Below are 24,658 nucleotides of genomic sequence, written 5' to 3'. Positions count from 1 at the left end.
GGCAAGCCTGCGCACTGCGCCGCGTCGACTGGCACGCGGGCGGTCCAACGACACGCGAGACACCCAATTCCCCTGGCACCTGAGCACCCTGTGCACCGTACGGACCGACTGGTGGATGCAGATTGAGCAGAGACACCGACATCGTCGAGCTGACCTGCTCGTTCGACGAAGAAGGGGAGGAGCCGCTGCCCTGTTCGCCTTCGCCCAATGAGTGTCCACTGGGTGCGTTTGGAGGGATGCTCACCCGCGGCAATCGTTGGCCAATTCGCGTTGTCCGTGGTTCACTCGGGGCGTGTGAGTGGACGGCGGCGAAGAGATGAGCGCACGTCGGGCCAGAACGGTTCGTTGCGGGAGTTGGCCATGCCGGCGGACCGGGCGGCACCAATGCCGCATGCCTCGATAAGCAATGCTGGACGCCGAGGAGTTCACCACACAGTCAGAACAGGCGTCGGGGGACGCGGAGGCGACGCGGCCCGTTTCCGGAACACGTCCCGCCAATGATGGCACCGACCCTGGGAGTTCTTGTGCCGCTGTTGTGTCGTCCCGCCGTCTCCGTGCCGGAGCATGTCATCACCATGGATGAAACTCTGGAGCTGGCAAGGAGAATCCATCGGCATCACGACCAACTGCCTCTCGCACTCAGACTCATAGCGAACACCGGGGTGAAAAAGAGGCACATCGTCCAGCCTATCGAGCAGACGCTTCGACATCCTGGGCTCGAAGCCCGCAACCAGATGTATGTGCGGGAAGCCCGGGCCCGTGTCCCAGCGGTCGTGGCCGACGCCCTGCGGAATGCGGGAGTGACCGCGGACCAGATCGACGCCATCGTCTACGTGTCGTGTACCGGCTTCACCATGCCGTCGATGACCGCCTGGATGATCAACAATCTGGATTTCCGCACCGACACCGTGCAGCTGCCCATCGCCCAACTCGGCTGTGCCGCAGGAGGGGCCGCCATCAACCGGGCCCACGACTACTCGCTCGCACATCCGGGCTCGAACGTGCTCATCGTGGCATGCGAGTTCTGTTCGCTGTGCTATCAGCCAGACGATCTGACGGTGGGAAATCTGCTGTCGAACGGCCTGTTCGGGGACGCGGTGGCGGCTGCCGTGGTGCGTTCCGAAGGCGGCCGGGGCATACAGCTGGAACGCAGCGCGGCCCGTCTGGTCCCCGGAACCGAGGAATGGATCTCATACGCGGTCAAATCGACCGGATTCCACTTCCAACTCGACCGCCGAGTACCCGGCACCATGGAGCAACTCGCCCCCGCCCTCCGTGAAATAGCCGTCGAGCATTCGTGGGACGCCGCCGATCTGGACTTCTACGTCATCCACGCCGGCGGCCCCCGTATCCTCGACGATCTGTCTCGTTTCCTTGGCGTCGAGCCCACAAAGTTCGACCACAGCCGGACGACGCTGGCCGAATACGGCAACATTGCGTCCGCCGTAGTCCTGGACGCTTTGCGGAGAACCATTGACTCCGACACCGTCCCCGCTGGAGCAAGCGGCATCCTTGCCGGATTCGGCCCCGGTATCACCGCAGAAGTGACACTCGGCACCTACGTACCCTAACGCCGGGGTCTTGGAATCCGGCAAACGAAAGGCCGCCTCCATGCGAGATTCCACCGCGCCACCTCAGAAAACGCTGACGATCGGCGGTGACATGACCGTCAACCGGATCGGCTACGGGGCCATGCATCTGACCGGTCCGGGAATGTGGGATGAGCCAGACGACCCCGATCACGCGGTCGCCGTTCTGCGTACGGCCGTCGAGATGGGCGTGAACTTCATCGACACGGCAGACTCCTACGGCCCCGCCACGAACGAACGCATCATCCGACGGGCGCTGCATCCCTACCCGGAAGACCTGGTCATCAGTACCAAAGGGGGATTGCTGCGGAGTGGCCCGGACGACTGGAACCACGAGACCCCGCTCTACATCGTCCCGCTCGGCCGCCCGGAATACCTTCGGCAGCAGGTAGAACTGAGCTTGCGCAACCTCGGCGTGGAACGCATAGACCTCTACCAGCTCCACGCGATCGACCCGGCTGTCCCGTTGGCCGACCAACTCGGGGCGCTCACCGACATGCAGCGTGAGGGAAAGATCCGTCACATCGGCCTGTCCGGCCAGCCGGGGGTGACGTTCGAGGACCTCGAACAGGCCAGTGGGCACGCCGACATTGCGGCCGTCGAAAGCCTCTACAACATCGCCGACCGGCGTGAGGAGGCCATGCTGCGGCACGCAGAGCGCAACGGGCTGGCGTTTGTCTCCTGGTTTCCGCTGGGGCATGGCGATCTGGTCCGACCCGGAAGTCCGCTGGCGTCGGTCGCCAAGGGCTTCGGGATCTCGGTGGCACAGCTGGCGCTGGCGTGGGTCCTGCACCACTCGCCGGCGGCCCTGCTCATACCGGGCACGACGAATCTGTCCCACCTTGCGGAAAACGTGAAAGCCGCGGACATCTTGCTCAGCGAGAACGAGATCGAGGAGATCAGCGCGGCCGTAGATCGGGCGAGAATCTCCAGCTTCCGCCCCGGCGCCCCTTCTGAGGAATAGGTCCCCCGATATGTCTGAACACTCGCACAGCAACAGCGATATGCTGCGCACCATCTATGCCGACCTCGCCTGCATAGGTGACTACGTGACCGACTCGGTCGTCCTGCACCCGGCAACCCGCGGCATCGCAGGCGGCATCGACCGGGTCATCGGGAAGCGAGCCGTCGTCGACTGGGAGCGCGGACTGATCGCGTCCTCGGGCGGTCAACTGGACATGGACGTCCAGCACATTGTCGCCAACGACCACTTCGGCACCGTACTCGGAGTCCTTCGCAGCACGTTCAGCGGGCGTGAGTTCGCCCAGCCGTTCTGCGGTGTGTGGAGGTTCGCGGACGGAAAGATCACCGAGCACTGGGAGAACATCTACGACCCCGTACTGCTCGCGTCGCTGACGCATGATTCCGAAGACGGGAAAGAAACTCCATGAAACACGGAGCACCGTTGGACGGGCCATCGGCAATCCGGACACCGGCCGGTCGCGCCGGCAGAGAAGACCTTCTCACGGCCGCCCGGGACATGACCCCCCTGCTTCGGGAGAAGGCCGCGGAGAGCGAGCAACTGGGGCGGCTCGCGGACGACAGTGCCCAAGCCCTGAGGTCCGCCGGCTTCCTCACCCTCCAGTGCCCGAGTGCCTGGGGCGGCCATGAGGCCGGAGTCCGGGACGCGTTCGACGTGTACCGGCAGTTGGCGCGTGGCTGTGGGGCCAGTTCGTGGGTCTCGGTGATCCTTTCCGGCAGCGCCTTCATCGCCTCGCTTTTCGACGATTCCGTCCGAGCCGAAGTCTGGAGTGCGGGGAAGGACGCTGTTGTGTGCAGCAATGTGCTGGCAACCGGCCGCGCTCGGCCGGCACGTGGCGGCTGGCTGGTGTCGGGGAGGTGGCAGCCGGTGTCAGGGGTCCACTGGGCACAGTGGACCATGGTCGCCGTGATGATGCCGGACGGTGGAAAGCGGATGGCTCTGCTACCGATGGCCGACGCCTCTGTCGAGGTCACCTGGGACAGCGCGGGTCTGCAGGGAACCGGCAGCGACACCGTCGTCCTGGACGACGTCCTCGTACCGGAGCGCCGCTTCCTGTCCATGCCGAAGATCGCAGCCGGAGATTACGCCGAGAGCCACCCCGACGAACCGCTGTGTCGTTCCACTGCGCTGTCGATGCTCGGGTTGACCACCCTCGCTCCCGTGCTGGGTATGGCGGAGGCCGCACTGCAGCACACGATGGACGCCCTCGGCGGTCAGCTCGACGACACCCGGGAACGGCAGACCGGCGCCACGCCGTCGAGCGCTCAGACGGCGGTGGCCGAGGCGGCATCGCTCATCGACACCGCCAGGCTGCACAGCGACCGTGCGATTGAGGACGTGGCGCGAGGTATCGTCGCGGGCCACCAACTCGACGTGCTCGCGCGTGCTCGCATCCGTATGGACGCCGGAACTGCCGCACGATCCGCGCGCTCGGCAGTGGGGCGCCTGCTGAGCGCCAACGGGACCAGGAGTTTCCTGTCGGGTCACCCGCTGCAACGGATCTGGCGCGATGTGGAGGTCGCCGGCCGCCATGTGATGCTTGCGCCGGAACGGAACCGGGAACTGTACGCGCAGGCGCTGTTCGGCTTGTCGGCTCCCGGTTCTGTATGACGCGGGGGGCGGGTCGGCGGACCCGCCCCGGCACGACCAGGACGATGTGCCGGGGGTCACCGTGCAGTGGGCGCCTTGCCTGCGACGCCCTCCCGGACCTCTTCGCGTCGCTGAGGGTCCCCCGACGCCGACGGCTCCTGCCCGGGATTCCGGTCAGGAGCCAAGGGGCGGGCGGGGCAGCCGGGTTCAGACCTTCAGCGTCCTGATCGCGGTGGGCGTGTGCCAGGCCTCGGTTGCCAGTTCCTCGAACTCGGACACATCGCTGATGTCCGCCGTGCGGCTCATCGAGATGTTGGTGACCCGCTCCAGGATCGCCTCCACCACGACCGGCACCCGGTGCTCCGCGGCCAGCTTCTTCGCCTCTTCCAGCGCCGGCAGCAGATCCCCGGGCTCGGTGACGCGAATGGCCTTGCAGCCGAGCCCCTCGGCGACCTTCACATGGTCGACGCCGTACACACCGATTTCCGGCGCGTTGATGTTCTCGAACTCGAGGTTGACCTGGAAGTCGATGTCCAGGCCGAGCTGTGCCTGCCTGATCAGGCCCAGATACGCGTTGTTGACGAGGACGTGGACGTACGGGATCCGGTGCTGGGCGCCGACCGCCAGCTCCTCGATCATGAACTGGAAGTCGTAGTCCCCCGACAGCGCGACGACCTGCGCCCCGGGGTCGGCCTTGGCGACACCGAGCGCCGCGGGGATGGTCCAGCCGAGCGGCCCGGCCTGACCGCAGTTGATCCAGTGACGCGGCTTGTAGACGTGCAGCATCTGCGCACCGGCGATCTGGGAGAGGCCGATGGTGGTGACGTAGCGCGTCTCGGGCCCGAAGGCCTTGTTCATCTCCTCGTACACGCGCTGCGGCTTCATCGGCACGTCGTCGAAATGCGTGCGGCGCTGCAGTGTGGACTTGCGTTCCTGGGTGGAGGCGATCCAGGCAGAGCGGTCGGGCAGCCTTCCCGCCTCCTTCAACTCCCGGGCGACATCGACGAAGAGCTCGAGAGCCGCCCCGGCATCCGAGGTGATGCCGTAGTCGGGCGCGAAGATCTTGCCGATCTGGGTGGGCTCGATGTCCACATGGACGAAGGTGCGGCCCCGGGTGTAGACGTCGAGTTTGTAACCGGTGTGCCGGTTGGCCCAGCGGTTGCCGATGCCGAGGACGAAGTCGGACTCCAGGAAGTTCGCGTTGCCGTAGCGGTGCGCGGTCTGCAGTCCGACCATCCCGGCGTTGAGCTCGTGATCGTCGGGGATGGCGCCCCAGCCCATCAGGGTCGGGATCACGGGCGTACCGGTGAGCTCGGCGAACTCGACCAGCAGATCACTGGCGTCGGCGCCGATGACACCGCCGCCGGCGACGATCAGCGGGCGCTCGGACTCCAGCAGGAGGGAGATCGCCTTCTCGATCTGGGCACGCGTCGCACGGGGCTTGTAGACCGGCAGTGGTGCGTAGGTCTCCGGGTCGAACTCGATCTCGGTCTGCTGCACGTCGACGGGCAGGTCGATGAGGACCGGGCCGGGCCGGCCCGAGCGCATCAGATGGAAGGCCTGCTGGAAGACGCCGGGGACCTGTGCCGCTTCCAGGACGGTCGTCGCGGCCTTGGTGACCGGCCCCGCGATCGCCGCGATGTCGACGGCCTGGAAGTCCTCCTTGTGGATCACGTGGGTGGGGGCCTGCCCGGTGATGCACAGGATCGGAATCGAGTCACCGATCGCCGAATAGAGCCCGGTGATCATGTCCGTGCCCGCGGGGCCCGAAGTGCCGATGCAGACACCGATGTTGCCCGGGCCGGTGCGCGTGTACCCCTCGGCCATGTGGGAGGCGCCCTCCACATGGCGGGCGAGGGTGTGATCGATACCGCCGCCCTCCTTGAGGGCCTTGTAGAAGGGGTTGATCGCGGCGCCCGGCACACCGAACGCATGGGTGACGCCTTCGCGCTTGAGGATCTCAACTGCCGCTCGGGCGGCGGTCATACGAGGCATGGGGACTCCTGCTTCGGCCTGGCGGATCGGGCTCCGTCGCGCCACCTGAGAGCATCGATTCCGAGCACTTCCATAATGTGGAAGTTATCTTCTGCTATCCGGAATCAATCTAGGACGCATGGCCGGGAACGTCAAGGGAAGGCAGCCAGGGCGGGTCCGGGGGATGGCCGAAGTCCCTCCCCATGGGCTCACGCGTGGTGGACGATGGACCCCGAGGCGCGTGACCGACATCGCCGGAGGCATCCGAGGCGCCCGAGGGGGGGACGGAGATGGGAGATCAGGTACCGGTACGCTGCCCGGTCTGCCGCCGTACGCACACCTTCGCCGCGCCCGTGTACCCGTGTGCATGCGGCGCCCCCGTCGCCCCTCCCCTGCTGCGGGGGGCACCCGCCGAACCGATCCGCCACCGCACCTGGACCGAGGACTGGGTCACCGCCCGCTGCCAGGCGTGCGGACGGCAGGACCAGTGGCCGCAGCCGGAGCTCGGCTGTCCCTGCGGAACGGTGCTGCGGATAGCGGTCCGCCCGGTGACGTCGACGTCATGGCCGTTGCCCTCCGCGTCCTCCACACCCTCCGCTTCATCCGCCTCTTCCGCTTCCTCGGCTTCCTCGGCTTCCTCGGCTTCCTCCGCCTCTTCGACCTCTTCTGCCCCCTCCGCCCCGTCGACGTCGTCCACGTCCTCCGCGCCCTCCGCGTCCCCGGCGTTTCGTCCGGCTTCGGCCGCGGGCGGGCCGAAGGCCGGCCTGACACCGGCCGGCGACGGACCGCCGGACGGCCCGGGCGGTCGTCACGCCGGTCCGCCTCCCGCCGTCGGTTCGTCGGCCGCCGCAGGCTCGACCGCGGCGGAGGCACGCGGCGCCGCCGCGGCACGCCCGGCGCCCGTCCCACTGCCGCGCACCGTGCCGGCCCCGCGCCCCACCTTCCGCCCCGTCACGATCCGTACGGCACGCGACGCGGTGACCGCGGCCGCGGTGTATCTGCGCTGGCTCGGCTTCCAGGAGGTCGTCCAGCCGGAACACCGTTCGGGGTCCGGGTCCGGGGCCGCCTCCCAGGACGGGTCCGGCGTCGATCTGCGCGGCCCCGGTCTGGTCGCCCAGGTCGACCCCACGACCCGCCCCGCCACCCTGCGCGCCGTCGAATGCCTCTGGCTGAACGGGATGAGCGAGTCGTCGCTGAGCGTCTTCTTCTCCCTCGCGGGCTACGCGGCGGACGCCCGCGCCCGCGCCGACGACCTGGGCATCCCGCTGTTCGTCATGGACCTCACGGGCACACCGCAACCGGTGAACGGGCCGGCGGACGCACTGTTGTCGTCCGGCGACTGACCGGGCGGCGCGGACATCACGGCCGATCCCATCACCCCAGCGTGCGGCGAGTGGCGAGCGAGCATCCACCAGCCCTTAGGCAGTGCGGGCCTGCACGATGAGTGTGCCCAGCTTTCCTGGTTCCGGCGCGGCCAGAACCGTGGCGTCGACCTCGCTGAAGCCGTGACGCTTGAGCAGGTCAGCCCAGGCATGGGGCGTGTACTGCCAGCGGAGTACGGTTAGTTCGCGTTCTCGCCCTTCGAGCCACTTGCCGCGCATGGGTTGCGGGCCGTACGCGCCGGGGGTCGGCTCGGCCTGGCTGAAGGCGAAGATGCCGCCGCGCGAAAGGCGCTTGGCAACGAGAGGCAGCAGCTGCTCGGGGTCGGTGAACCACACTGCCCCCCAAACGGAGTAGATCGCGTCAAAGGGTTCGGGGTCCTCGGCGAGGTAGTCGCAGACGTTCGCATGGATGAACGTGAGCCGCAACTCGTGGTGCCACCAGGTGCGGGCGCGGGCCACCTGTACTGGGGAGAGATCTACCCCGGTCACCTCGGTGCCCTGGCGGGCCAGGAACACGGCTTCCTTGCCCTCGGCCGGCCCGAGGTCGAGGGCCCGACCAGGGCGCCCCAGTAGCTCGGCACCGGGTCCGTGCCCGGGGTACTGCGTCCATTCGAACCGGTCGACCACTGGAGCGGGCTGCTCACCTTCGCCGCGGTGGGGCATGTAGGTATCCCAGTACTCGGCGGGGGTTTGGGGCTCGCGGGGCATGAAGATCCTCCGGTGCACGGTGAGGCCAGTGGAGCTGGCTAACGTACCGGCGCTGCCCGAGGCGTACGGGTGAATGCCACATTGTCGGCATGCCCTGCACGAGCGAGGGCCTGGGGACGTCCGCGACGTCCCCAGACCCGATCGTTTTGGAATCCGTCAGTGGCAGTTCTCGCCCGGCCGGCACGGGCCGCACTTGGCGTAGTCGGCCTCCCACAGCTTCCAGTCGACCTCGAAGCCGTTGTCGGCGATGATCTGCGCGGTGCGCTCCACCGAGCCGTCGTACTTGAACTCGATCTCGGGGATGTGCTCCAGGAACTTCCCGTCGAAGTGCTGGTGGCAGAACTCCCGGTAGTTCTTGGTGTCCAGGATGACGTGAACCGCGATCTCGACGGTACGGCCGCAGCACATCTCCAGGCCCTGGCCCCACTTTTCCATGGCGGTGATCAGGTAGGAGATGGCCGCACCGAACAGTCGGGTCGCCATCACCTCGTCGAACGGGTAGTCGCGCATGAGGAGCTGGATCTCGCGGTCCCAGACCTCGGGCTTCACGAAGTCGCGCGGGTCACGGACCTTGGTCTCGACTGCTGTCGCCATGCTCTCCTCCGGGATCTCTCGGCCCCGCCCCACAGCGGAGCTCGCCCCTTCAGAGAACAACTCGGCGGACTCCCCCGGTGATCGGTTGTCGCACCGTGCAAGCCGTTTGCACATCCTGCACACGCCGTATACGCACCGCTCATCACCGCATACCGTGGGTAGGCAGCCCTGCCGGTCGCTGGCGAGTGGGAGGCCAGATGAGTGCCGATCAGCTCTGGAACTCAGGCATGGTCCGTTCCCTCGTCGCCAGTCTCGATCCAGGCGGCCTGATCAGGGTCGGGCGACGGGGCCGTGGGTGGCGGCAGGCAGACCTCGGCGCGCGCATCGGCTGTTCCGCATCCACTGTCTCCCGACTGGAGCAGCACGGCAGACGCGCCGACCTGGACTTGATCCGGAACGCCGCCAAAGAGGTGGGCGTGCCAGCGAGTGTCTTGGCTGCGTCGCTCGGGTTAACCAGTCAGCAAGCCATTAGAGTTGCGCCAGAACAAGGTGCTGCCCGGCCTGCTCGCCGACGCCCACCATGCCGCCCAAGGGCAGGAGGAGATCGCGTTCGCCGACTGTCGGCGACCTACAGCCTCGCCACCCAGGTCCTGATCAAAGTCGGACGCTACGACCAGGCCCGACTGACCGCGGACCGGGCAGCGGTGTATTCGGACCTGTCCGGCTCCCCGCTCGTTGCAGCTGCGGCCGCCAGGGAGCTGAGCATCGTGCTCCGCCACCAGGACCAGCCCGCCGCAGCCCAGCGCCACATCCTTGACGCGGTCTCACGGGTCGAAGCCACCGGCCTGAAGAACCATGCCCAGGCGTCCACGTACGCACAGATGCTGTGCACCACCTCCTACACTGCGGCGCGCGGCGGCGACCGGGACCAAGCCCTCGCCATGATCCGTGAGGCGAAGAGAGCAGCCCGCGATCTCCCGCATGAGGCACGCGAGGGGCGCTTGTTCCCCATCACCCCGGCCGCCGTCGACCTGTATGCCGTCGGAGTCCACTGGGCGCTGGGTGACGCGGGCGCGGCCCTGGAGGCCGGCCGTGGTTTGCAGGCAGGTCAGTTCAAGACGGCCGAGCGGAAGGGCCGCATGCATACCGACCTCGGCCGGGCATGGTGGCAGTGGGGCAAGCCAGAGCAGACGGCCGCAGAACTGTTGTCCGCCGTGCGCGTATCCCCGAGCGAGGTACGCGACCGGCCCGCGATCCGAAGGATCGTCACAGACTTGCGCTCCAACCATGCCCATGTCGTGGGCGTACGCGAGCTGGTGGCGGCCGCAGGCATGACTCCCTGACCTCGATTCGGCCCAGGACCCGCCAACGTCAGGGCAACACTTTGCGCGGCAGGTCGAGTTCAACCCTGACCGTTTTCCCGATCGGTAGGCGCTCCAGCACCTCCCAACGGTCGGCGAGTGCCTCCACGAGCAGCAGCCCCCGCCCCGTGTCGGCAAGCACACCGGGTGCGGGCAGGTCCCCGGGCCATGGCGGGCGGCGTTCCCCTCGCGCATCGGACACGTCCATCCGGAGCGTCAGACCGGTGAGCGCGAGCCGTAGTTCGAAGTCCCGCCCCGGCACCCGGCCGTGCGTCACGGCGTTGGTGGTGAGCTCGGCGACCAGCACGGCGGCGGTATCCGAGAATCCGCAGCCGTACGGGTAACCCCAGGCATGGAGTTGACGCACCGTGAGATGGCGGGAGAGGCGGGCACCGAGCGGTGTGGAGCTGAACCGCTGGGTGAACACACGTACGGTCACGTCGTCCCGGCGGGTGGGGGTTGCTGTCATGACCCAAATCTGGCCTGCGATTTCGCCTTACGGCCAGCTCGACGCCGCGTACGCTGCGTCAGCGTACGCGCACCAACGGTGGACGGTACGCACACGGACCGTGACCATGGTCGGGTTCGGAGGTGCGGGAGCGGGGCGGGCACGCTGGAGGTGGCCGGGGATGATCGAGGATGTGGCGGGCGAGCGGTACGGGGCGGACGCGGAAGCAGTCGCGGACACCGAACCGGACGCGGAAGCTGAAGCGGAATCGCACTCGGATTCGTGCGACGGCCGGGAGCCGGAGGCGTCGGACAGTTTGCGGACGTTCGGCGCGGTCGTCCAGGCCCTGCGCGAACACGCAGGGCTGAGCCGCGCGGAGTTCGCGCCGCACGTACGGTTCTCCAAACACACCGTCGCCTCCATCGAACAGGGCCGCCGGATGCCTGACCAGGCGTTCGTGGAGCGCGCGGAGGAGGTACTCGGCAACACGGGGGCACTGCGGAACGCGGCTCAGCATCTGTCGCGGCAGGCGGGCCTGGCGAGTTGGTTCCGCAAGTGGGCGCAGCTGGAGGCGAAGGCGCTGACGCTCTACACATACGAATGCCGCCTGATTCCGGGCTTGTTGCAGACGGAGGCGTACGCCAGGACGCTGTTCGTCAACCAGCTGCCACCGCTGAGTGATCAGCAGATCGAGACGCAGTTCGCAGCGCGAATGAAGCGCCAGCGGCTTCTGTATGAGCGCCCCAACACGTCATACAGCTTCATCCTCGAAGAGCATCTCTTCCTGAGGCGAACGGGTGGGCGTGAGGTGACCGGCGAACTGATCGACAGCATCCTGGACATCGCCGGACTCCGCAATGTGGAGGTGCAGATCATCCCGCTCGCGCAGGAGTGCCACGCCGGTCTGCACGGCCCTATGCAGTTGCTGGAGACCCCCGACAACCGTTGGTACGGCTACTGCGAGGGCCAGGAGCACGGGCAGTTCATCACCGACTCGAAAGTGGTCAGCACGCTCCAGATGCGGTATGCCAGGATGCGTTCGCAGGCTCTCTCGCTGGACGACTCCTTGAGCCTGCTGCAGCGGATGCGAGGAGCAGCATGACCACCACAGAACTGGCCTGGTTCAAGAGCAGCTACAGCAGCGGCTCGGGCGACGACTGCGTCGAAGTCGCCCTCTCCTGGCACAAGTCCAGCTACAGCAGCAGTGGCTCCGGCGACTGCGTCGAGGTCGCCGCCTGCCCCTCCGCCGTCCACGTCCGCGACTCCAAGCGCGCCGAGGGCCCCCAGCTCGCCCTCTCCCCCACCACCTGGACCGGCTTCGTCGCCTACGCGGCGGGCGCGTCCGGTACCTGAGTACGCTGCGGTGCCTGTCCGGAGGATCGGGCCCTAGCTCGCGGGCATCGTGGGCAGGGCCTCGCGCAGGCGGTCGAGCAGCACGCGGGCTGCGGGGCTCGCGGGGCCGGTGGCCCGCCAGGCGAGGGCGATACGGGCACGGATACCGGGACGGACGATGGTCAGTGACCGCAGGTGCCCGTCGAGAGCCGAGCCGTCCTCGCCCGCCGGTAGCACCGCGACGCCCAGGCCCCGGGCGGCGAGTTGCGCGAGCACTTGGGGTACTGCCGCCTCGAAGGTGACACGGGGCCGGAACCCGGCCTGTGCGCAGGCGCGTTCGAACGCGGCACGCACTCCGGTGCCACGCGGCAGGCAGATCAGAGCTCGGTCGCGCAGTTCGGCCAGCGGGACGCTCGTACGGCCGGCCGGGGAGAGGATCGGGTCTCCGGGCGCGGCGACGACGGCCAGCGGGGCGTCGATGACCGTCTGGAGGGACAGGCCGGGCGGGGGCACCTCGTCGGTCGGTCCGAGAAGGGCGATGTCGAGCTCACCTGCCAGGAGTGCGGCCTGCATCCGCTCCGAGGTGTCTTCGGTGAGTGCGATCTCCAGGTCGGGGTGCGCGTCGTGGAAGTCCGCGAGGAACGAGGCGATGTCGAACGCGTGGCCGGTGGCCCCCGAGACCAGGCCGAGCGAGACCCGGCCGCGCAGCAGCCCCGTGTACGCATCGACCGTCTGCCGCACCGCATCCGCGGCGGCCAGCGCGGCTCGGGCGTACGGCAGGACGGCCCGGCCCGTCTCGGTCGGCGTCACCGACCGGTGGGAGCGGTCGAGCAACGGCTGTCCGAGCTCCCGTTCCAGCTGGCGGATCTGAGCGCTCAGGCCAGGCTGGGCCAGGTGCAGACGGGCCGCTGCGCGGGTGAAACCGCCCTCTTCGACGACCGTGACGAAGTAGCGCAGCTGACGAAGTTCCATACGTACTCATGCTAGATGGCAGCACAACTATCTATTGGAAATATGGATCAGCCGCCCGCACGCTTGTTCAATGGAGAACGTAACGGGGAGCACGAACCCGCGGGCCGGTGTCGAGGCGGAGGTCAGGGCCGCCATCGCGGCGGAACGCCAGGAGTTGGCCGATCTCTTCGAGGCCCTGCGGGCCGATGAGTGGAACGCGCCCAGCCTGTGTGCGGGATGGACGGTCCGCGAGGTCGTCGCCCACATGTCGATGGGATTCCGGCTCTCCCTGCCTGCCACACTGGGCGAACTGGTCAAGGCGCGCGGGAATCTGCACCGCATGACCGACCGGGTCGCCCGCAGGGACGCGGCCGCCCATTCCGTCGGCGAGCTCAGCGCCTTCCTGCGGGACAACGCCCACCACCCCTGGACGCCGCCGGTCGGGGGGTTCGTGGCGGCGTTCGGCCACGACGTGGTCCACGGGCTGGACGTCACCGTCGCCCTCGGACTCGACCGGCGCGTCCCCGAGGACCGGCTGCGCATCCTGCTTGACGACATCAAGCCCCGCGGCCTGAAGTTCTTCGGCGTCGACCTCCGCGGAGTGCGGCTGTGCGCCGAGGACATGGACTGGTCGTACGGCGCCGGGGCCCCGGTGTACGGCGCCGGTCAGGACCTGCTCCTGCTCGCCTTCGGCCGCAGGCTCCCTCAGGGCCGCCTCCGCGGCGAGCCGATCAGCCGCTTCACCGTCCGGTGACAGCCATGCGCATCCGACTCCTCCGGGCACTCTCGCTGTTTTCCACCGGCCTGCTGGCCGGTGCCTTCGGCTACGGCGCCGCCAACCTCGTTCCGACGTTCCACGCCGTGCCGATCGACATGAGGCTCGACTTCCACACGGCTCTGATGGCGATGAACGGCATCACGATGCAAGGCACGATGGCGGTCTCGGCCCTCAGTTCCCTCGCCCTCGCCGCAGCGGAGCGCGGCCGGGCGCGCGTCCTCGCCGGCACGGCGGGGGTACTGGCGGTCTCATCGTTCCTGATCACACGGTTCGGGAACGTCCCCATCAACGGCCGCATCAAGCAGTGGGCCGCAACCGCGCCGCCGCCCGGCCACGCGGAAGTCCTGCGCCGCTGGGAACTGTTCAATGACGCCCGCACCCTGACCGCCGCGATCGCCTTCGGGCTCCTTGTCCTCCTCGCCCTCCCGCCGACTGCCACGCACCCTCCGGCGCGGCCATCCGCATAGTGCCCGGCCCTCGGTCTCGGGGCAGCCCAACTGATCGTTTCAGAGTGCTGCTCGACGGAGGTGGTGGAGTCGATGAAGCCCCCGCTGGTCGAGGTAACGGCCAGAGTGGTTCAGCGTGGCTGAGGCCAAGGCTTCGGCATAACACCGTTGTGTCGGTGGACAGTTGGTGATCTTCTTCGGCAGGAACAGAGATCAATAAGGTAGCTTCGACCCAACCCCCGATGCCGCTGAACCGGAGGATCCCCCATGGCCACCCCCCAGCACAGCCTGGAAGAGTTGACGATCGAGCACGGCGCGCACCGATACGACGCCCTCGCCGCCGGCTCACAAAACAATGAATTCGTCCTGCTCCTGCACGGCTGGCCCGAGTTCGCCAGCTCCTGGACCGAGGAACTGCACGCCCTGGCCGACGCCGGGTACCGGGCCGTCGCCGTCGACCAACGCGGCTATTCCCCCGGCGCCCGCCCGTCAGAGATCTCCGACTACGCCGTGGAGCATCTGGTGGCCGACGCACTCGCGTTCGCCGACTCGCAGGGCGCGGGCCGGTTCCACCTCGTCGCGCATGACTGGGGCGGCATGGTCGCCTGGGCTCTGGCCTCCGCCCACCCTGAGCGGCTGAAGTCCCTGTCCGTGCTTGCCACCCCCCATCCCCGCGCGCTGAACGGAGCTGCCGCAGTCGACCCGGGGCAGTACCACCGACTCGACTACGTACGTTTCTTCCGCCAGCCCGGTCATGTCGCCGAAGCGGCTCTTCTGGCCGACGGTGCGGCCAGGCTGCGTAGCGCCTACGGTGGTCGCATTCCGGAGGAACTGGTGGAGAGCAACGTCCGTCGGCTGTCCGAACCCGGGGTGCTCACCTCCACCCTGAACTGGTACCGCGCCGTCGACGACGAGTTCACCGTTCCCGCCGGCCGCATCACCGTCCCCACCTTGTACATCTGGGGCAGCGAGGACGGCGCCCTGGGCCGTGAGGCAGCAGACAGCACCAAGGACTTCATCGACGCGGAATACCGCTTCGTCAGCCTTGAGGGTGCCAGCCACTGGCTACCCGAGGAGGTTCCCGAGCTGGTGATTCCGCCCATCCTGGAACACCTCGCGGCCCACAGCGACTGACCCCGCGGGCACAGTTGGTGCACATCGGACTGTGCCGTAGCCCGCCGTCATCAGGTTCGGCGGCGGGCGGCCATGTCGCGCTCGGCGGGCCGCAGGTCGAGGGGCCAGCGAACTTCAGGTCACCACCGCAGACGGCTTACGGCACGCTCCCGGCGCATTGCGGCTGCCCTCCTACTTCCCGTCCGGGCCGTAGCGCTCCCGCAGCTCCACCTTGCGCACCTTGCCGCTGACCGTCATCGGGAAGGCATCGATGACCTCCAGCCGCCGGGGGATCTTGTAGTGGGCGAGCTTCTCGCGGCAGAAGGCGACGATCTCGTCCAGCATCGGCGGATCGGCCGGGTCGCGGGCGATGACGCAGGCGAGGATCTCCTCGCCGTACTTCTCGTCCGGTACGCCGACCACCTGGACATCGGCGACCTTCGGATGGGCGTACAGGAACTCCTCGATCTCGCGCGGGTACACGTTCTCGCCGCCACGGATGATCATGTCCTTGATCCGGCCGACGATCTGGGCGTAGCCGTCCTCGCGGATCACGGCGAGGTCGCCCGTGTGCATCCAGCGGCCCGCGTCGATCGCCTCGGCGGTCTTCTCCGGTTCGTTCCAGTAGCCGAGCATCACACTGTAGCCGCGGGTGCACAGCTCGCCCGCCTCGCCGCGGGGCAGTGTGACACCGCTGACCGGGTCGACGACCTTGACCTCGACGTGTGGGAGCGCCCGGCCCACCGTGCCGGTGCGGCGCTCCAGGTCGTCGTCGTGCCGGGTCTGGGTGGAGACGGGTGAGGTCTCCGTCATGCCGTAACAGATCGACACCTCGGCCATGTTCATCTCCGCGACGACCCGCTTCATCACCTCCACCGGGCAGGGCGAGCCCGCCATGATGCCGGTGCGCAGCGAACTCAGGTCGTACGTCGCGAAGTCGGGGAGGTTCAGCTCGGCGATGAACATGGTCGGTACGCCGTAGAGAGAGGTGCAGCGCTCCTGCTGGACGGCCTGGAGCGTGGCGGCCGGTTCGAAGGAGGGGGCCGGGATGACGATGCAGGCTCCGTGCGAGGTGGCGCCGAGGTTTCCCATGACCATGCCGAAGCAGTGGTAGAACGGCACCGGCAGACAGACCCGGTCCTGCTCGGTGTAGCCGATCATCTCGCCGACGAAATAGCCGTTGTTGAGGATGTTGTGGTGGGAGAGGGTCGCACCCTTGGGGAATCCGGTGGTGCCGGATGTGTACTGGATGTTGACGGGATCGTCGCATGACAACTGTGCTTCCCGCGCGGCGAGTTCGTCCGGTGCTACAGCTCCCGCGGATGAGACGAGCTCGGCCCAGCTGTCGTCGCCGATGTAGTGAACGGAGCGCAGCTCCGGGCAGTCGCCGCGGACCTGCTCGACCAGCGCCCGGTAGTCACTCGTCTTGTGGGCGAGGGATGCGATGAGGAGGCTGATCCCGGCCTGGTTGAGGACATAGGCGAGCTCATGGGCCCGGTAAGCCGGGTTGATGTTCACCATGATCGCGCCGATGCGGGCGGTGGCGTATTGCACGAGGACCCACTCGGGGCAGTTCACCGACCAGATGCCGACCCTGTCACCCTTGGCGACGCCGCGTGCGAGCAGCGCCCGGGCGAGCTCGTCCACGTCGGCTCCGAACTCGGCGTACGTCCAGCGGCGCCCGGACGGCACGTCGACGAGCGCGTCCCGTTCCGGGAACGCCGTGATCGCCCGATCGAGGTTGCGTCCGATCGTGTCGCCGAGCAACGGGACGGTGCCCGTGCCATGGGTGTACGAGAGCGCCGTCGTCGCCCCGGACTCCGTCATCGCAGATCCCTTCGTCGTGCTCGACCGTGGAGCCCTGCGCGGTGCTGTGCTCGCGCGGCTCGCTCCGGCGATCTTTCCCGAGACCGATCGGCAGCTCAAGTGCTCGGCGCGCCCGCACGTTGCCTCACTTGAGGGCGCCGCTGCTCTCGGCAAGCATGCCGTCGCGCGACGTTGTCCCGGACCGCCGCGCGACGGCGCCTCGCGTAGGCGACGGTCAGCACGGCCAGCAGCGGCCCCCACAGGATCAGCGGCGCGTAGCAGAGGTAGAACCAGGCGGCTTCCCAGCCTCCGGCCTGGCCCGGGTACGTGGAGGACACGTCGTCACCGCGGATGGTGACGCCCATCAGCTCGGTGAGGGGTGTGACGACGGTCGCCACACGGCGAACATCACGGCGGCCACACCGCTCGCCGCCGGTCTCCGGCGTTTGGAGCACTGGCAGTTGGAGAACCTGGCTGGTGGAGAACACAACCGGTAATACAGAAAAGTCGGCCCCTCACGCACCCGTGCCGATGACGGATGAGCCGTGAAGGGCCGACTGTTCACACCATGCAGAGCCAAGGGCTGTCCCGCAATACCCGCCAGGCGCGCGAACGACAGCTACGCCAAGGTGCCCTACTTGTGCCCCGTGTGCGTGGCGGGCCATTTATCGGGAAGGCTGGTGCCCCCGGCCGCCGGAATCACCCCTTGGGTGGGAGTAAGGGTCCGCCATTGGCCACCTTCTGTGCCCTCGCGCGTGAGGAAGAGGATGACTCGCTTCTGGCCCTGGAGAGGGTCTCCATCGGGGTACGGATCCTTGGCAGAGCATTTCCGAGGCGTCGAGACGATCTTCAGACTCTCGTGGCCCACCGTGTCCCCCTTGTACAGGGGGAGACCGAGTGTTCTGACGGAATAGACGTGAGCCGCGCTGCCGTAGACCGTCTCGTTTCCGGCCGCCTCACGGACGTCGGCGGTAATGACCAAGGCGGCCTTTCCCAGCGCCTCTTTGGGAGTGGCGTAGACGGGCCAGTCCCCACAGTCGTCCGGTCCGTCCCCGGCAGCTGCCGAGGAGCATGCCGTCAGGCCGGCCAAAAGAACCAAGGCCAGGGAGAGTCGGGCTTTCATGGACGCCTTCCTGCTTCCATTGTCGAGCCCTGCCGCCCGCCGAACAGCGGGCGGCAGGGCAGGCGTTCACGCTCCTGGTGGATCACCCAGTGGCGAGCTTCCCCATGCTGTACGTCGACGCGTAGCCGATGGAACTGTAGTGCATCACACCCCCGAAGGTGCCGGAGAGGATTCCACGGGCCGTGCTTCCGGTAGTGCTGCTGGCGACGGCACCACCACTGTCACCGGGTGCTGCCGAGAACGTGGCGGCGGACTGTCCGTACACCACACAGCGGCAGGTGCTGCTCCTGTGGCTGGCGTTGGTGGACGTGATCCTCCCGCAGCGAGGACTCGCAGCGTTTCGGCCGAAGAGGCAGGAGGTGGCGCCGACCGTTCCCAGCGATTCCTTCTTGACGACTCGGGCCTTGTTCGAGTTGTTCTGGTACAGCCAGGCCTTCGCGTTACCGGAGATCTTGATGTAACGCATGTCCGCGTGCGTACCGTTCTTCAGAGCATTGTTGCTCGTCAGTGAACCGTAGGAGCGACCCCCTGACTTGACCGCGCCGCTGTTTCGGCCCCATTCGCAATGCCCTGCGGTCACGGCTCCCAGGGTGCTGCCCTTTTTCACGACCCATCCGACGGTGCAATACCCACTGGGCAGTTCGATTCCCACTCCGCCACGCCGCGGCGAGTCACACTTGTTGCGGGAACTACAGGCCAGTTCCGCCCCCTCGCCCTCGGCGACATCCGCGGGAACGTCCAGCTTCTCGAGGACACCTCGCACGCCGACGGGGCCGGCGCCGGGCCGCAGGGCCACCTTCAGCCGGTTGGTGGTCACGTCCTCCTCGACGGAGACCACCGACGCCGCTTCGCCACGTGCGCTGTCGGACCACTTCCACACCGCGTTCATCGCGTTGGTGAGCTCCGCGGACGAACGCCGGACGACGCGAAACTCGATGTCGTCGGTCGAGCTGCCCGATGCGACGGCCTTCGCCTTCAGTGCGTCCTGGGTCTTCTCCGCCGGCAGAGCCCTGGCGAACTGCACGACCAGGCGCCCACCGTGCTTGGTGTCGATGAACTGGCCGGCGAAGTTGCTCTGTGCGGCGAGCTGCCGAACCATAGGTTCGACCGCGGATGTCAGCGTGTCACGGCGCTTCATCTCCGCCGCCTCGGCGGCCGTTCCGATGAAGCCCCATTCGTTGACGAGCGACGGCGCCCCCGCGTCCTTGGAGGCGACGGAAGCCGCGCTGTTCTTCAGAATGGAGGCCAGCTTGCTTTGACTGGCCTCGAAGCCGAACTCACCGCGCAGCCGCAGAGAGTCGGCGATGACCTGTTGGTCGACCTGCGCCAGCGTCAGGCCGGCGGTACCGGGCGAGGCGGGCGCCTGCGTTGCCATCGCAGGTATCGCCGCCGGGACGAGCATTCCGGCCGCTGCCAGGACAGGCAGCACGACAGATCTGATCCTCATCAATCCCCCATTGAAGAGAGTGCCCACGGTGGTTGCACGGAGTCCCCCGACAACCGCTGTGGCACGCGGGTGTGCACGTGATCACGCGTGCACACTGAGGCGCAAGTAAGCGCCTGAGGCACACAGTAAGGGTCTCGAACACATGAATCAAAGAGTTTGTCGTCACACGGGATCAGCTTTGACGGAGCGTCAACTGAGGCTCTTTATTGGCCTGTTGGGCACATCGAGGACAGTCGGGGCACTGCCCGGCCGCCCCGGGTGCAGTCGGCGTTCACACCTGGTACTGCCCGGCGGCCCGCCGAGTCGGACGGTGTCGATATGGCGGCGGACTCTCGCGTTCCGGTAAGCCGGACCGACCCAAGCCACTCAGCGCAGTACGGCCGCCAGCAGGTCGGCACCCAGCGCCGTCAGCTCGGGCAGATCGAGGGCGTAACGGACGTACCGGCCGTGCCGCCGGGCCGTGAGCAGACCCGTCCTGCGCAGGACGGCGAGGTGGCGGGACACCTCCGGGGGTGAGAGCTGCCAGATGTGGGCCAGCTCGGCGGTGGTGTGCGGGCCGCGGGCCAGGGTGCGCAGCAACCGCAGTCGTACCGGATGTGAGAGTGCCTCCAGCCGTCGTGTGACCGTTTCCAGCGATACGGGGCGCGATGCACCCGGTTCGGCGGCCACGGGGTACTGCACCACCGGCTGCCAGCCGGGCGCGTGGACCACCACGAGGTGCGGGCTGCCGAAGACACTGGGGATGAAGGTGACCCCGGTGCCGTGGGCGGCGGTCGCCTTGTCCTGCAGCTTGTCCACGACGATGCAGCCTCCGTCCGGTGCCAGGGTGACCGCGCCGGAGACCGATGCGAGTGCCGGGCCGATGCCCTGGCGCTTCAGCAGGTCGTTCTTCAGGCGCAGGTCGGTGGCGAGTTGCACGGCGACGCCGGCCCAGGCGGTGTCGAAGAAGGCCTCGGCGCACAGTTCGAGGGTGTGGCCTACCCGTGCCCGCACAGCGGCCGGGTCCGCGAGCAGCCGTTCCGCGAAGGCCTCTTGCCGCGGTCCGCGGGCCTGGGCGAGGTCCAGGGCCCGCTCGCGCGCGGTCGCGTCGGTGAGCGGCGACGCAGCGGCGAAGTGAACCCGGCTGCCGCCGCACGTGGTGACGAGCGCTGCGGTCACATACGTTTCGTCGTCGATCCGGTCCACGTCGTCCAACTCCTCGGCGAGGGTCGGCCGGGGCCGGGCGGGGAGCAGGAAGTCGGCTTGTGAGGAACGCCAGAGGAACTCCGCCTCCCGCAAGCGCTCGGCCAGCCCGGGCTCAAACCCGGCCCAGACGTCCGCGGCCCAGCCGGCGCGCTGCGGGTGATGCCCGGGTTCGGCCAGCACGTGCAGCATCGCGGTCAGTTCGGCCAGCGGGGATGCGGCGAACCGCAGTCGCTCGGACGGCAGACCGCTGATGTCGATCCTCAACGTCATCCCCTCATCATCACCGGCGCGGATGGCCGGCGACCGCGTCGGTTGACGGTGTCCGTCAACCCACGGGTCCAGCCCGGCGGCCCGACGCACCGTTTGACGCCATGGCAACCACCTTCAAGATCCAGCCCCGCGCCCTCGTCCATGCCTCCGGGGGCCCACGCTATGCCGTCGCCCTGGCCGTGGACGCGCTCGGCACCGGCCTGCTGCGCCCCTTCCTGCTGCTCTACGGGGTGATGGTGCTGAGGCTGTCCGCGCCGGTCACCGGCATCGCCATGACGGTGGGCGTCGTCATGGGGCTGGTGTGCATGCCCGCCGTGGGCCGATGGCTGGACCGGGGTGCACGCAGCACGGTCGTGGCAGCGTCGATGCTGGTGCGGGTGCTGGGCGTGGCCCTGCTGCTGGCCGCACCTGCAGGCCACGTCTGGCTGTTCACGACGGCGGCGCTGTTCCTCGGCATCGGCAACCAGGCATGGCCTGCCGCCCACGCGGCTCTCGTGGCCACGGTCGCCCACGGCCGGGAACGCGACGCCGCTCTCGCGGGCGGCCGCGCCCTGCGCAACGCCGGCCTGGGCGTGGGCGCCCTCGTCGCCACCGCATGTCTGGCGGGCGGCACCACCGCGTTGCAGGCGCTGGCAGCCGTCACCGGGCTGGCCTATCTCGCGGCGGCGGCCCTGGCGTGGTCGGTCCACCTGCGCGCACATCCGGCCGCTGCCCCGGCCAAGGACGGGGACGGGGAGCCCGCGCCCCGGATGCGCGCGCTGATGGCCGCCAACGTGATCTACGTGTTCTGCCTCAACGTCCCCGAAATCGCGCTGCCACTCGTACTGGTGACACAGCTGCACGCATCCCCGGTGTGGTCGGCCGCCATCTTCGTGGCCAACACGGTGCTGGTGGTCACCCTGCAGGTCCCGGTCACCGTCCTGATGTCCCGCTATTCCCGGCGGACCGTGCTGGCTCTCGCCGGCGTGGTACTCGCCGTGTCCTACCTCGGCTTCCTCGCGGCCACCTCGCTGGGGCACGGCTGGGGTGCCCCGGCCGTCGCCGCGGTGTCCGTGCTCTGCACCATCGGCGAGATCATCTATGCCGGCAGCGCCACCGCGCTCGTCACCGCCCTCGCCCCGGCCCATGTCCTGGGACGCACCCTCGCCCGCTTCGAACTCTCCACGGGCTTCGGCCTCGCCGTCTCCCCCGCGGCCATCACCGCCCTCGCTCCTCATGGCCCGGCGGCCCTCTGGGGCAGCCTCGCCGCAGCGACGCTCCTCTCCGCCTCCGCCGTTGCCACCGAGAAGGATCAGGCAACGCCTCTCAGCAGTCACGGTCGCCGGGCGCGAGCAGACTCGTGAGCTGGACCATGCCGCCTCCCTTCTGGGTGAAGCCCGGCGGCGGTCCGGCGTGCCGCAGCGCATGCCCGCCGCGGCGGCGGGTACGACCCCTCCCGTACGGGGGCGTCGCGGAAGCGGCCGGAGAGCGAGGGGTGTCGGAAGTGATTCGAAAGCTGCAGGCGGTCGCGCTGGACTGCGCTGATCCGGTACGGCTTGCGGAGTTCTACGCGGATCTGCTCGGTGGCCGGGTGGTCGCGGACCCGGAAGATCCCGACTGGGTCGAGGTTCACGGGTTCGAGGGGACGCCGCTGGCCTGCCAGCGGGTGGACGGCTATCGACCGCCCGAATGGCCCGGCCAGGAGCGCCCGCAGCAGCTCCACCTGGACTTCGACGTGGACGATCTCGACGGAGAGGAGGAGCGGGCGCTCGCCCTCGGTGCGACCGTGCTGGAGCGGACGGACCAGCTCCGCCCGGCGGCCAACTGGCGGATCTACGCGGACCCGGCCGGCCATCCGTTCTGCCTCTGCCTCCACTGAGTCCATCGGGCCCACTGTCCTGGCTCAATGGCTGCCCTTGCCCTCACAGGCCCCAAAGGCGCAAAGCCGAGCACTTCCTCGCCCTCGTCGGCATCGCCGGCGCCCTCAACTGCTACCGCCGCTGCACCAACTGAGTCGGCCTCCTCATCGTTGCCGCAGATTGGCCCGGTCGGATGCGAAGCCGGCGTCCTTGCGGCTGACGTAATGAGCCGCGCTGTAGTCCCGCCGTGAGCAGCTGAGCCAGCCGCTGCGTCGGTCCGTTGTGTACCGACGGCACCTTCCGTCCTGCTGTGAACCGTTTGACGGGGACCTCCGTAGAGCCGCGTGCGGCGGGCGGCGACGCCTGTCGCGACAGGTATCAATGAAAGGAATCACCATGGCTGGTGGCCAGATCAACATCGACCCGGCGGAGATCGAGGAAGCGGCGGCGTGGCTCCGTAGTCAGAAGGAGCTCATGCAGCAGAGCCTCCAGGAGGCCGACTCGAAGATGGGCGACGTCGTCGCCGCGGCCTACAGCACGCCGGGTTCCGAGACGAAGTTCAAGCCGTACTGGGAGGAGTACAACACCGGTACGAGGAACGCCATCGAGGGCCTGGAGGGCGTCAGCGCGTTCCTCGCCGCCGTGGCCGAGGCCTTCGTGAGCACCGACGACCAGACGGCCGGGTCCATCGGCTGACAACTGCCCGGCCGGGTACCGGACGCGTGGCGACCGTGCGCCTCGCGTCCGGGCCCGGCCGCACCCGTTGGTTCCCGCCGCACACGTGCGGATCGGGAGCCGGCGTCAAGGACAGATCACGGGAGTACGGAGGTATCCACGTGGGGGACCGCATTCGCATTCCGGAAGAAGAGCTCGAGGAGGTGATCAAGATGCTCGAAGAGATACGTACCGCGATCTCCAAGACCGCCAGCCTCAGCTCCGTCGGTTCGGAGGACGACGTCGGGGACAAGACCCTGAGCTCCGCCATCGGCAGCTTCGACAGCGCGTGGAGCGGGGGCCACGAACGTGTGCAGGAGAACGTCGACACGTTCACGCAGGCTGCCCAGGGCATCGTCGACAACTTCCGCAAGACTGATGAGCAGTTGGGACAGGAGCTGACCAAGGGACAGGAGAACCCGACATGAGCGGTAAGGCGTCCGCCACGCGCGTACCCACCACCTGCGGGCTGCGGCTGCCCGAGACCTGGTGGTACCTCGATCTGGACCCGAGCACCCGGGACGCCTCGATCCGCCGCCGCATCACGGCCGACATCGGCGAGGACTTCCCCGCCGATGCACGCAAGGGGCTCGACTCGCTGGTCCGTGCGGCCCGCCGCAGCGCCCGCGAGGCGCACGAGCGCGGCGCACTCCAGCTCGCCGGGATGTTCGACGTCCTGGAGGACGGCTCCGTCCTCATCGGGAACGCCATGGTGCTGCGTTTCGACATGCCGGAGGGGGCAAGCCCCGACCTGGTGGAGCTGATGCTCGCCTACGGCATCCACGGCGCCAAGAATCCCCTGGGCAAGGGGACCCGCGCCCGGCAGACCGAGATCATCGAACTCCCCAACGTGGGCCCGGCCGGCCGGGTCACTTCGGTGGAGGACATCGACTTCTACGGGCGCGGCTTCGTCCGCGTGGCGATCATGCAGACCATCGTCCAGGTGCCCGGCACCGACTCGCTCCTGGTCATCGCCTGCACGACGCCCAATCTGACGCTGGTGGACCAGTTCTTCGACGTGTTCGACGCCATCTCCGGCACCCTCACGTTCGACGCGTGATCCGCGTGAGCCGGACGCACGCCCCGA

The 24,658-nt window shown here is 68.3% G+C and carries 26 protein-coding genes and 1 pseudogene; 17 read left to right on the top strand and 10 right to left on the bottom strand.

Annotated features, from left to right (window positions below):
• Positions 1–497: 497 nt before the first annotated feature.
• The 4 genes from ACTWOL_RS30205 to ACTWOL_RS30190 all read left to right on the top strand — a co-directional run bounded on the left by ACTWOL_RS30205 (position 498) and on the right by ACTWOL_RS30190 (position 4,182).
• Positions 498–1,571 carry a type III polyketide synthase gene (locus ACTWOL_RS30205; protein ID WP_474300012.1) on the top strand — a complete coding sequence of 358 codons (1,074 nt, stop codon included), beginning with the start codon at positions 498–500 and terminating at the stop codon, positions 1,569–1,571.
• Positions 1,572–1,611: 40 nt separating this feature from the next.
• Positions 1,612–2,553, top strand: a complete 942-nt coding sequence (locus ACTWOL_RS30200) for an aldo/keto reductase (RefSeq protein ID WP_474301287.1) — start codon at positions 1,612–1,614, stop codon at positions 2,551–2,553.
• A gap of 10 nt (positions 2,554–2,563) precedes the next feature.
• Positions 2,564–2,980 (top strand): nuclear transport factor 2 family protein, encoded by a 417-nt coding sequence (locus ACTWOL_RS30195; protein WP_474300011.1) that lies wholly within the window; start codon positions 2,564–2,566, stop codon positions 2,978–2,980.
• An 89-nt stretch (positions 2,981–3,069) separates the two neighbouring features.
• A complete protein-coding gene (locus ACTWOL_RS30190; RefSeq protein ID WP_474300010.1) occupies positions 3,070–4,182 on the top strand; it encodes an acyl-CoA dehydrogenase family protein in 1,113 nt (370 codons plus the stop codon).
• Positions 4,183–4,368: 186 nt separating this feature from the next.
• Here the strand turns inward: ACTWOL_RS30190 and gcl are convergent, their stop codons facing one another.
• Together gcl and ACTWOL_RS30180 are read right to left on the bottom strand one after the other, a co-directional pair.
• Entirely contained in the window at positions 4,369–6,156 is a 1,788-nt protein-coding gene (gcl, locus tag ACTWOL_RS30185; RefSeq protein WP_474300009.1) for a glyoxylate carboligase, read from the bottom strand.
• 277 nt (positions 6,157–6,433) lie between these two features.
• The gene (locus ACTWOL_RS30180) at positions 6,434–6,832 is read right to left on the bottom strand and encodes a hypothetical protein (protein ID WP_474300008.1); all 399 of its coding nucleotides are present in this window, start codon (positions 6,830–6,832) and stop codon (positions 6,434–6,436) included.
• A 223-nt stretch (positions 6,833–7,055) separates the two neighbouring features.
• Here ACTWOL_RS30180 and ACTWOL_RS30175 point away from each other — a divergent pair, with 223 nt between their 5' ends.
• Positions 7,056–7,478, top strand: coding sequence for a hypothetical protein (locus ACTWOL_RS30175; protein ID WP_474300007.1), 423 nt, complete (start codon positions 7,056–7,058; stop codon positions 7,476–7,478).
• A 75-nt stretch (positions 7,479–7,553) separates the two neighbouring features.
• On the opposite strand, the gene ACTWOL_RS30170 is transcribed toward ACTWOL_RS30175, so the two are convergent.
• Positions 7,554–8,225, bottom strand: a complete 672-nt coding sequence (locus ACTWOL_RS30170; RefSeq protein WP_474300006.1) for a class I SAM-dependent methyltransferase — start codon at positions 8,223–8,225, stop codon at positions 7,554–7,556.
• A gap of 156 nt (positions 8,226–8,381) precedes the next feature.
• Entirely contained in the window at positions 8,382–8,819 is a 438-nt protein-coding gene (locus ACTWOL_RS30165; RefSeq protein WP_474300005.1) for a hypothetical protein, read from the bottom strand.
• Positions 8,820–9,016: 197 nt separating this feature from the next.
• Between ACTWOL_RS30165 and ACTWOL_RS30160 the strand changes: the two are divergent.
• Positions 9,017–9,235, top strand: a pseudogene (locus tag ACTWOL_RS30160) (helix-turn-helix domain-containing protein); the annotation flags it as partial.
• A 291-nt stretch (positions 9,236–9,526) separates the two neighbouring features.
• Positions 9,527–10,102 (top strand): hypothetical protein, encoded by a 576-nt coding sequence (locus tag ACTWOL_RS30155; RefSeq protein ID WP_474301336.1) that lies wholly within the window; start codon positions 9,527–9,529, stop codon positions 10,100–10,102.
• A gap of 28 nt (positions 10,103–10,130) precedes the next feature.
• On the opposite strand, the gene ACTWOL_RS30150 is transcribed toward ACTWOL_RS30155, so the two are convergent.
• Positions 10,131–10,589: an ATP-binding protein gene (locus ACTWOL_RS30150; RefSeq protein ID WP_474300004.1), complete on the bottom strand. Its 459-nt coding sequence runs from the start codon at positions 10,587–10,589 to the stop codon at positions 10,131–10,133.
• Between the two features lie 160 nt (positions 10,590–10,749).
• Here ACTWOL_RS30150 and ACTWOL_RS30145 point away from each other — a divergent pair, with 160 nt between their 5' ends.
• Complete coding sequence (locus ACTWOL_RS30145) at positions 10,750–11,670, top strand: helix-turn-helix domain-containing protein (protein WP_474300003.1); 921 nt, start codon at positions 10,750–10,752, stop codon at positions 11,668–11,670.
• On the top strand, positions 11,667–11,921 hold the full coding sequence (locus tag ACTWOL_RS30140) for a DUF397 domain-containing protein (RefSeq protein WP_474300002.1): 255 nt from the start codon (positions 11,667–11,669) through the stop codon (positions 11,919–11,921). The genes ACTWOL_RS30145 and ACTWOL_RS30140 overlap by 4 nt, the downstream gene beginning before the upstream one ends.
• 33 nt (positions 11,922–11,954) lie before the next feature.
• Here ACTWOL_RS30140 and ACTWOL_RS30135 read toward each other — a convergent pair whose 3' ends face one another.
• Positions 11,955–12,872: a LysR family transcriptional regulator gene (locus tag ACTWOL_RS30135; RefSeq protein WP_474300001.1), complete on the bottom strand. Its 918-nt coding sequence runs from the start codon at positions 12,870–12,872 to the stop codon at positions 11,955–11,957.
• 70 nt (positions 12,873–12,942) lie between these two features.
• On the opposite strand from ACTWOL_RS30135, the gene ACTWOL_RS30130 reads away from it, so the two are divergent.
• From ACTWOL_RS30130 to ACTWOL_RS30120, 3 genes are all read left to right on the top strand, one after another.
• Positions 12,943–13,605 carry a maleylpyruvate isomerase family mycothiol-dependent enzyme gene (locus ACTWOL_RS30130; RefSeq protein ID WP_474300000.1) on the top strand — a complete coding sequence of 221 codons (663 nt, stop codon included), beginning with the start codon at positions 12,943–12,945 and terminating at the stop codon, positions 13,603–13,605.
• 5 nt (positions 13,606–13,610) lie between these two features.
• On the top strand, positions 13,611–14,096 hold the full coding sequence (locus ACTWOL_RS30125) for an anthrone oxygenase family protein (protein WP_474299999.1): 486 nt from the start codon (positions 13,611–13,613) through the stop codon (positions 14,094–14,096).
• A gap of 246 nt (positions 14,097–14,342) precedes the next feature.
• Positions 14,343–15,209 (top strand): alpha/beta fold hydrolase, encoded by an 867-nt coding sequence (locus ACTWOL_RS30120; RefSeq protein WP_474299998.1) that lies wholly within the window; start codon positions 14,343–14,345, stop codon positions 15,207–15,209.
• A 171-nt stretch (positions 15,210–15,380) separates the two neighbouring features.
• Here ACTWOL_RS30120 and ACTWOL_RS30115 read toward each other — a convergent pair whose 3' ends face one another.
• From ACTWOL_RS30115 to ACTWOL_RS30100, 4 genes are all read right to left on the bottom strand, one after another.
• Positions 15,381–17,015: an AMP-binding protein gene (locus ACTWOL_RS30115; RefSeq protein ID WP_474299997.1), complete on the bottom strand. Its 1,635-nt coding sequence runs from the start codon at positions 17,013–17,015 to the stop codon at positions 15,381–15,383.
• Positions 17,016–17,110: 95 nt separating this feature from the next.
• Positions 17,111–17,392, bottom strand: coding sequence for a hypothetical protein (locus ACTWOL_RS30110; RefSeq protein WP_474299996.1), 282 nt, complete (start codon positions 17,390–17,392; stop codon positions 17,111–17,113).
• An 807-nt stretch (positions 17,393–18,199) separates the two neighbouring features.
• Complete coding sequence (locus ACTWOL_RS30105; protein ID WP_474299995.1) at positions 18,200–19,564, bottom strand: chymotrypsin family serine protease; 1,365 nt, start codon at positions 19,562–19,564, stop codon at positions 18,200–18,202.
• A gap of 366 nt (positions 19,565–19,930) precedes the next feature.
• On the bottom strand, positions 19,931–21,019 hold the full coding sequence (locus ACTWOL_RS30100; RefSeq protein WP_474299994.1) for a DUF5937 family protein: 1,089 nt from the start codon (positions 21,017–21,019) through the stop codon (positions 19,931–19,933).
• A 101-nt stretch (positions 21,020–21,120) separates the two neighbouring features.
• Between ACTWOL_RS30100 and ACTWOL_RS30095 the strand changes: the two genes are divergently transcribed.
• The 5 genes from ACTWOL_RS30095 to ACTWOL_RS30075 all read left to right on the top strand — a co-directional run bounded on the left by ACTWOL_RS30095 (position 21,121) and on the right by ACTWOL_RS30075 (position 24,631).
• The gene (locus tag ACTWOL_RS30095) at positions 21,121–22,362 is read left to right on the top strand and encodes an MFS transporter (protein ID WP_474299993.1); all 1,242 of its coding nucleotides are present in this window, start codon (positions 21,121–21,123) and stop codon (positions 22,360–22,362) included.
• Positions 22,363–22,502: 140 nt separating this feature from the next.
• Positions 22,503–22,877: a VOC family protein gene (locus ACTWOL_RS30090; RefSeq protein WP_474299992.1), complete on the top strand. Its 375-nt coding sequence runs from the start codon at positions 22,503–22,505 to the stop codon at positions 22,875–22,877.
• Positions 22,878–23,253: 376 nt separating this feature from the next.
• Positions 23,254–23,553 (top strand): WXG100 family type VII secretion target, encoded by a 300-nt coding sequence (locus ACTWOL_RS30085; RefSeq protein ID WP_474299991.1) that lies wholly within the window; start codon positions 23,254–23,256, stop codon positions 23,551–23,553.
• Between the two features lie 140 nt (positions 23,554–23,693).
• The gene (locus tag ACTWOL_RS30080; RefSeq protein WP_474299990.1) at positions 23,694–23,999 is read left to right on the top strand and encodes a hypothetical protein; all 306 of its coding nucleotides are present in this window, start codon (positions 23,694–23,696) and stop codon (positions 23,997–23,999) included.
• On the top strand, positions 23,996–24,631 hold the full coding sequence (locus ACTWOL_RS30075) for a hypothetical protein (RefSeq protein WP_474299989.1): 636 nt from the start codon (positions 23,996–23,998) through the stop codon (positions 24,629–24,631). The genes ACTWOL_RS30080 and ACTWOL_RS30075 overlap by 4 nt, the downstream gene beginning before the upstream one ends.
• Positions 24,632–24,658 lie beyond the last annotated feature (27 nt).

It is taken from the genome of Micromonospora sp. IBHARD003 (genome assembly GCF_056106285.1).
Note: the sequence above shows the minus strand (reverse complement) of the source record. Positions and strands in the feature narration are given on the sequence as shown.

Excerpts from the sequence above, each read along its gene's own strand:
- ACTWOL_RS30150 (WP_474300004.1), bottom strand. The coding sequence starts at position 10,589 with ATGACAGCAACCCCCACCCGCCGGGACGACGTGACCGTACGTGTGTTC.
- ACTWOL_RS30145 (WP_474300003.1), top strand. The coding sequence starts at position 10,750 with ATGATCGAGGATGTGGCGGGCGAGCGGTACGGGGCGGACGCGGAAGCA.
- ACTWOL_RS30140 (WP_474300002.1), top strand. The coding sequence starts at position 11,667 with ATGACCACCACAGAACTGGCCTGGTTCAAGAGCAGCTACAGCAGCGGC.
- ACTWOL_RS30105 (WP_474299995.1), bottom strand. The coding sequence starts at position 19,564 with ATGAGGATCAGATCTGTCGTGCTGCCTGTCCTGGCAGCGGCCGGAATG.
- ACTWOL_RS30190 (WP_474300010.1), top strand. The coding sequence starts at position 3,070 with ATGACCCCCCTGCTTCGGGAGAAGGCCGCGGAGAGCGAGCAACTGGGG.
- gcl (WP_474300009.1), bottom strand. The coding sequence starts at position 6,156 with ATGCCTCGTATGACCGCCGCCCGAGCGGCAGTTGAGATCCTCAAGCGC.
- ACTWOL_RS30100 (WP_474299994.1), bottom strand. The coding sequence starts at position 21,019 with ATGACGTTGAGGATCGACATCAGCGGTCTGCCGTCCGAGCGACTGCGG.
- ACTWOL_RS30165 (WP_474300005.1), bottom strand. The coding sequence starts at position 8,819 with ATGGCGACAGCAGTCGAGACCAAGGTCCGTGACCCGCGCGACTTCGTG.
- ACTWOL_RS30120 (WP_474299998.1), top strand. The coding sequence starts at position 14,343 with ATGGCCACCCCCCAGCACAGCCTGGAAGAGTTGACGATCGAGCACGGC.
- ACTWOL_RS30125 (WP_474299999.1), top strand. The coding sequence starts at position 13,611 with ATGCGCATCCGACTCCTCCGGGCACTCTCGCTGTTTTCCACCGGCCTG.
- ACTWOL_RS30130 (WP_474300000.1), top strand. The coding sequence starts at position 12,943 with ATGGAGAACGTAACGGGGAGCACGAACCCGCGGGCCGGTGTCGAGGCG.
- ACTWOL_RS30205 (WP_474300012.1), top strand. The coding sequence starts at position 498 with ATGATGGCACCGACCCTGGGAGTTCTTGTGCCGCTGTTGTGTCGTCCC.
- ACTWOL_RS30085 (WP_474299991.1), top strand. The coding sequence starts at position 23,254 with ATGGCTGGTGGCCAGATCAACATCGACCCGGCGGAGATCGAGGAAGCG.
- ACTWOL_RS30200 (WP_474301287.1), top strand. The coding sequence starts at position 1,612 with ATGCGAGATTCCACCGCGCCACCTCAGAAAACGCTGACGATCGGCGGT.
- ACTWOL_RS30135 (WP_474300001.1), bottom strand. The coding sequence starts at position 12,872 with ATGGAACTTCGTCAGCTGCGCTACTTCGTCACGGTCGTCGAAGAGGGC.
- ACTWOL_RS30115 (WP_474299997.1), bottom strand. The coding sequence starts at position 17,015 with ATGACGGAGTCCGGGGCGACGACGGCGCTCTCGTACACCCATGGCACG.
- ACTWOL_RS30170 (WP_474300006.1), bottom strand. The coding sequence starts at position 8,225 with ATGCCCCGCGAGCCCCAAACCCCCGCCGAGTACTGGGATACCTACATG.
- ACTWOL_RS30095 (WP_474299993.1), top strand. The coding sequence starts at position 21,121 with ATGGCAACCACCTTCAAGATCCAGCCCCGCGCCCTCGTCCATGCCTCC.
- ACTWOL_RS30075 (WP_474299989.1), top strand. The coding sequence starts at position 23,996 with ATGAGCGGTAAGGCGTCCGCCACGCGCGTACCCACCACCTGCGGGCTG.
- ACTWOL_RS30195 (WP_474300011.1), top strand. The coding sequence starts at position 2,564 with ATGTCTGAACACTCGCACAGCAACAGCGATATGCTGCGCACCATCTAT.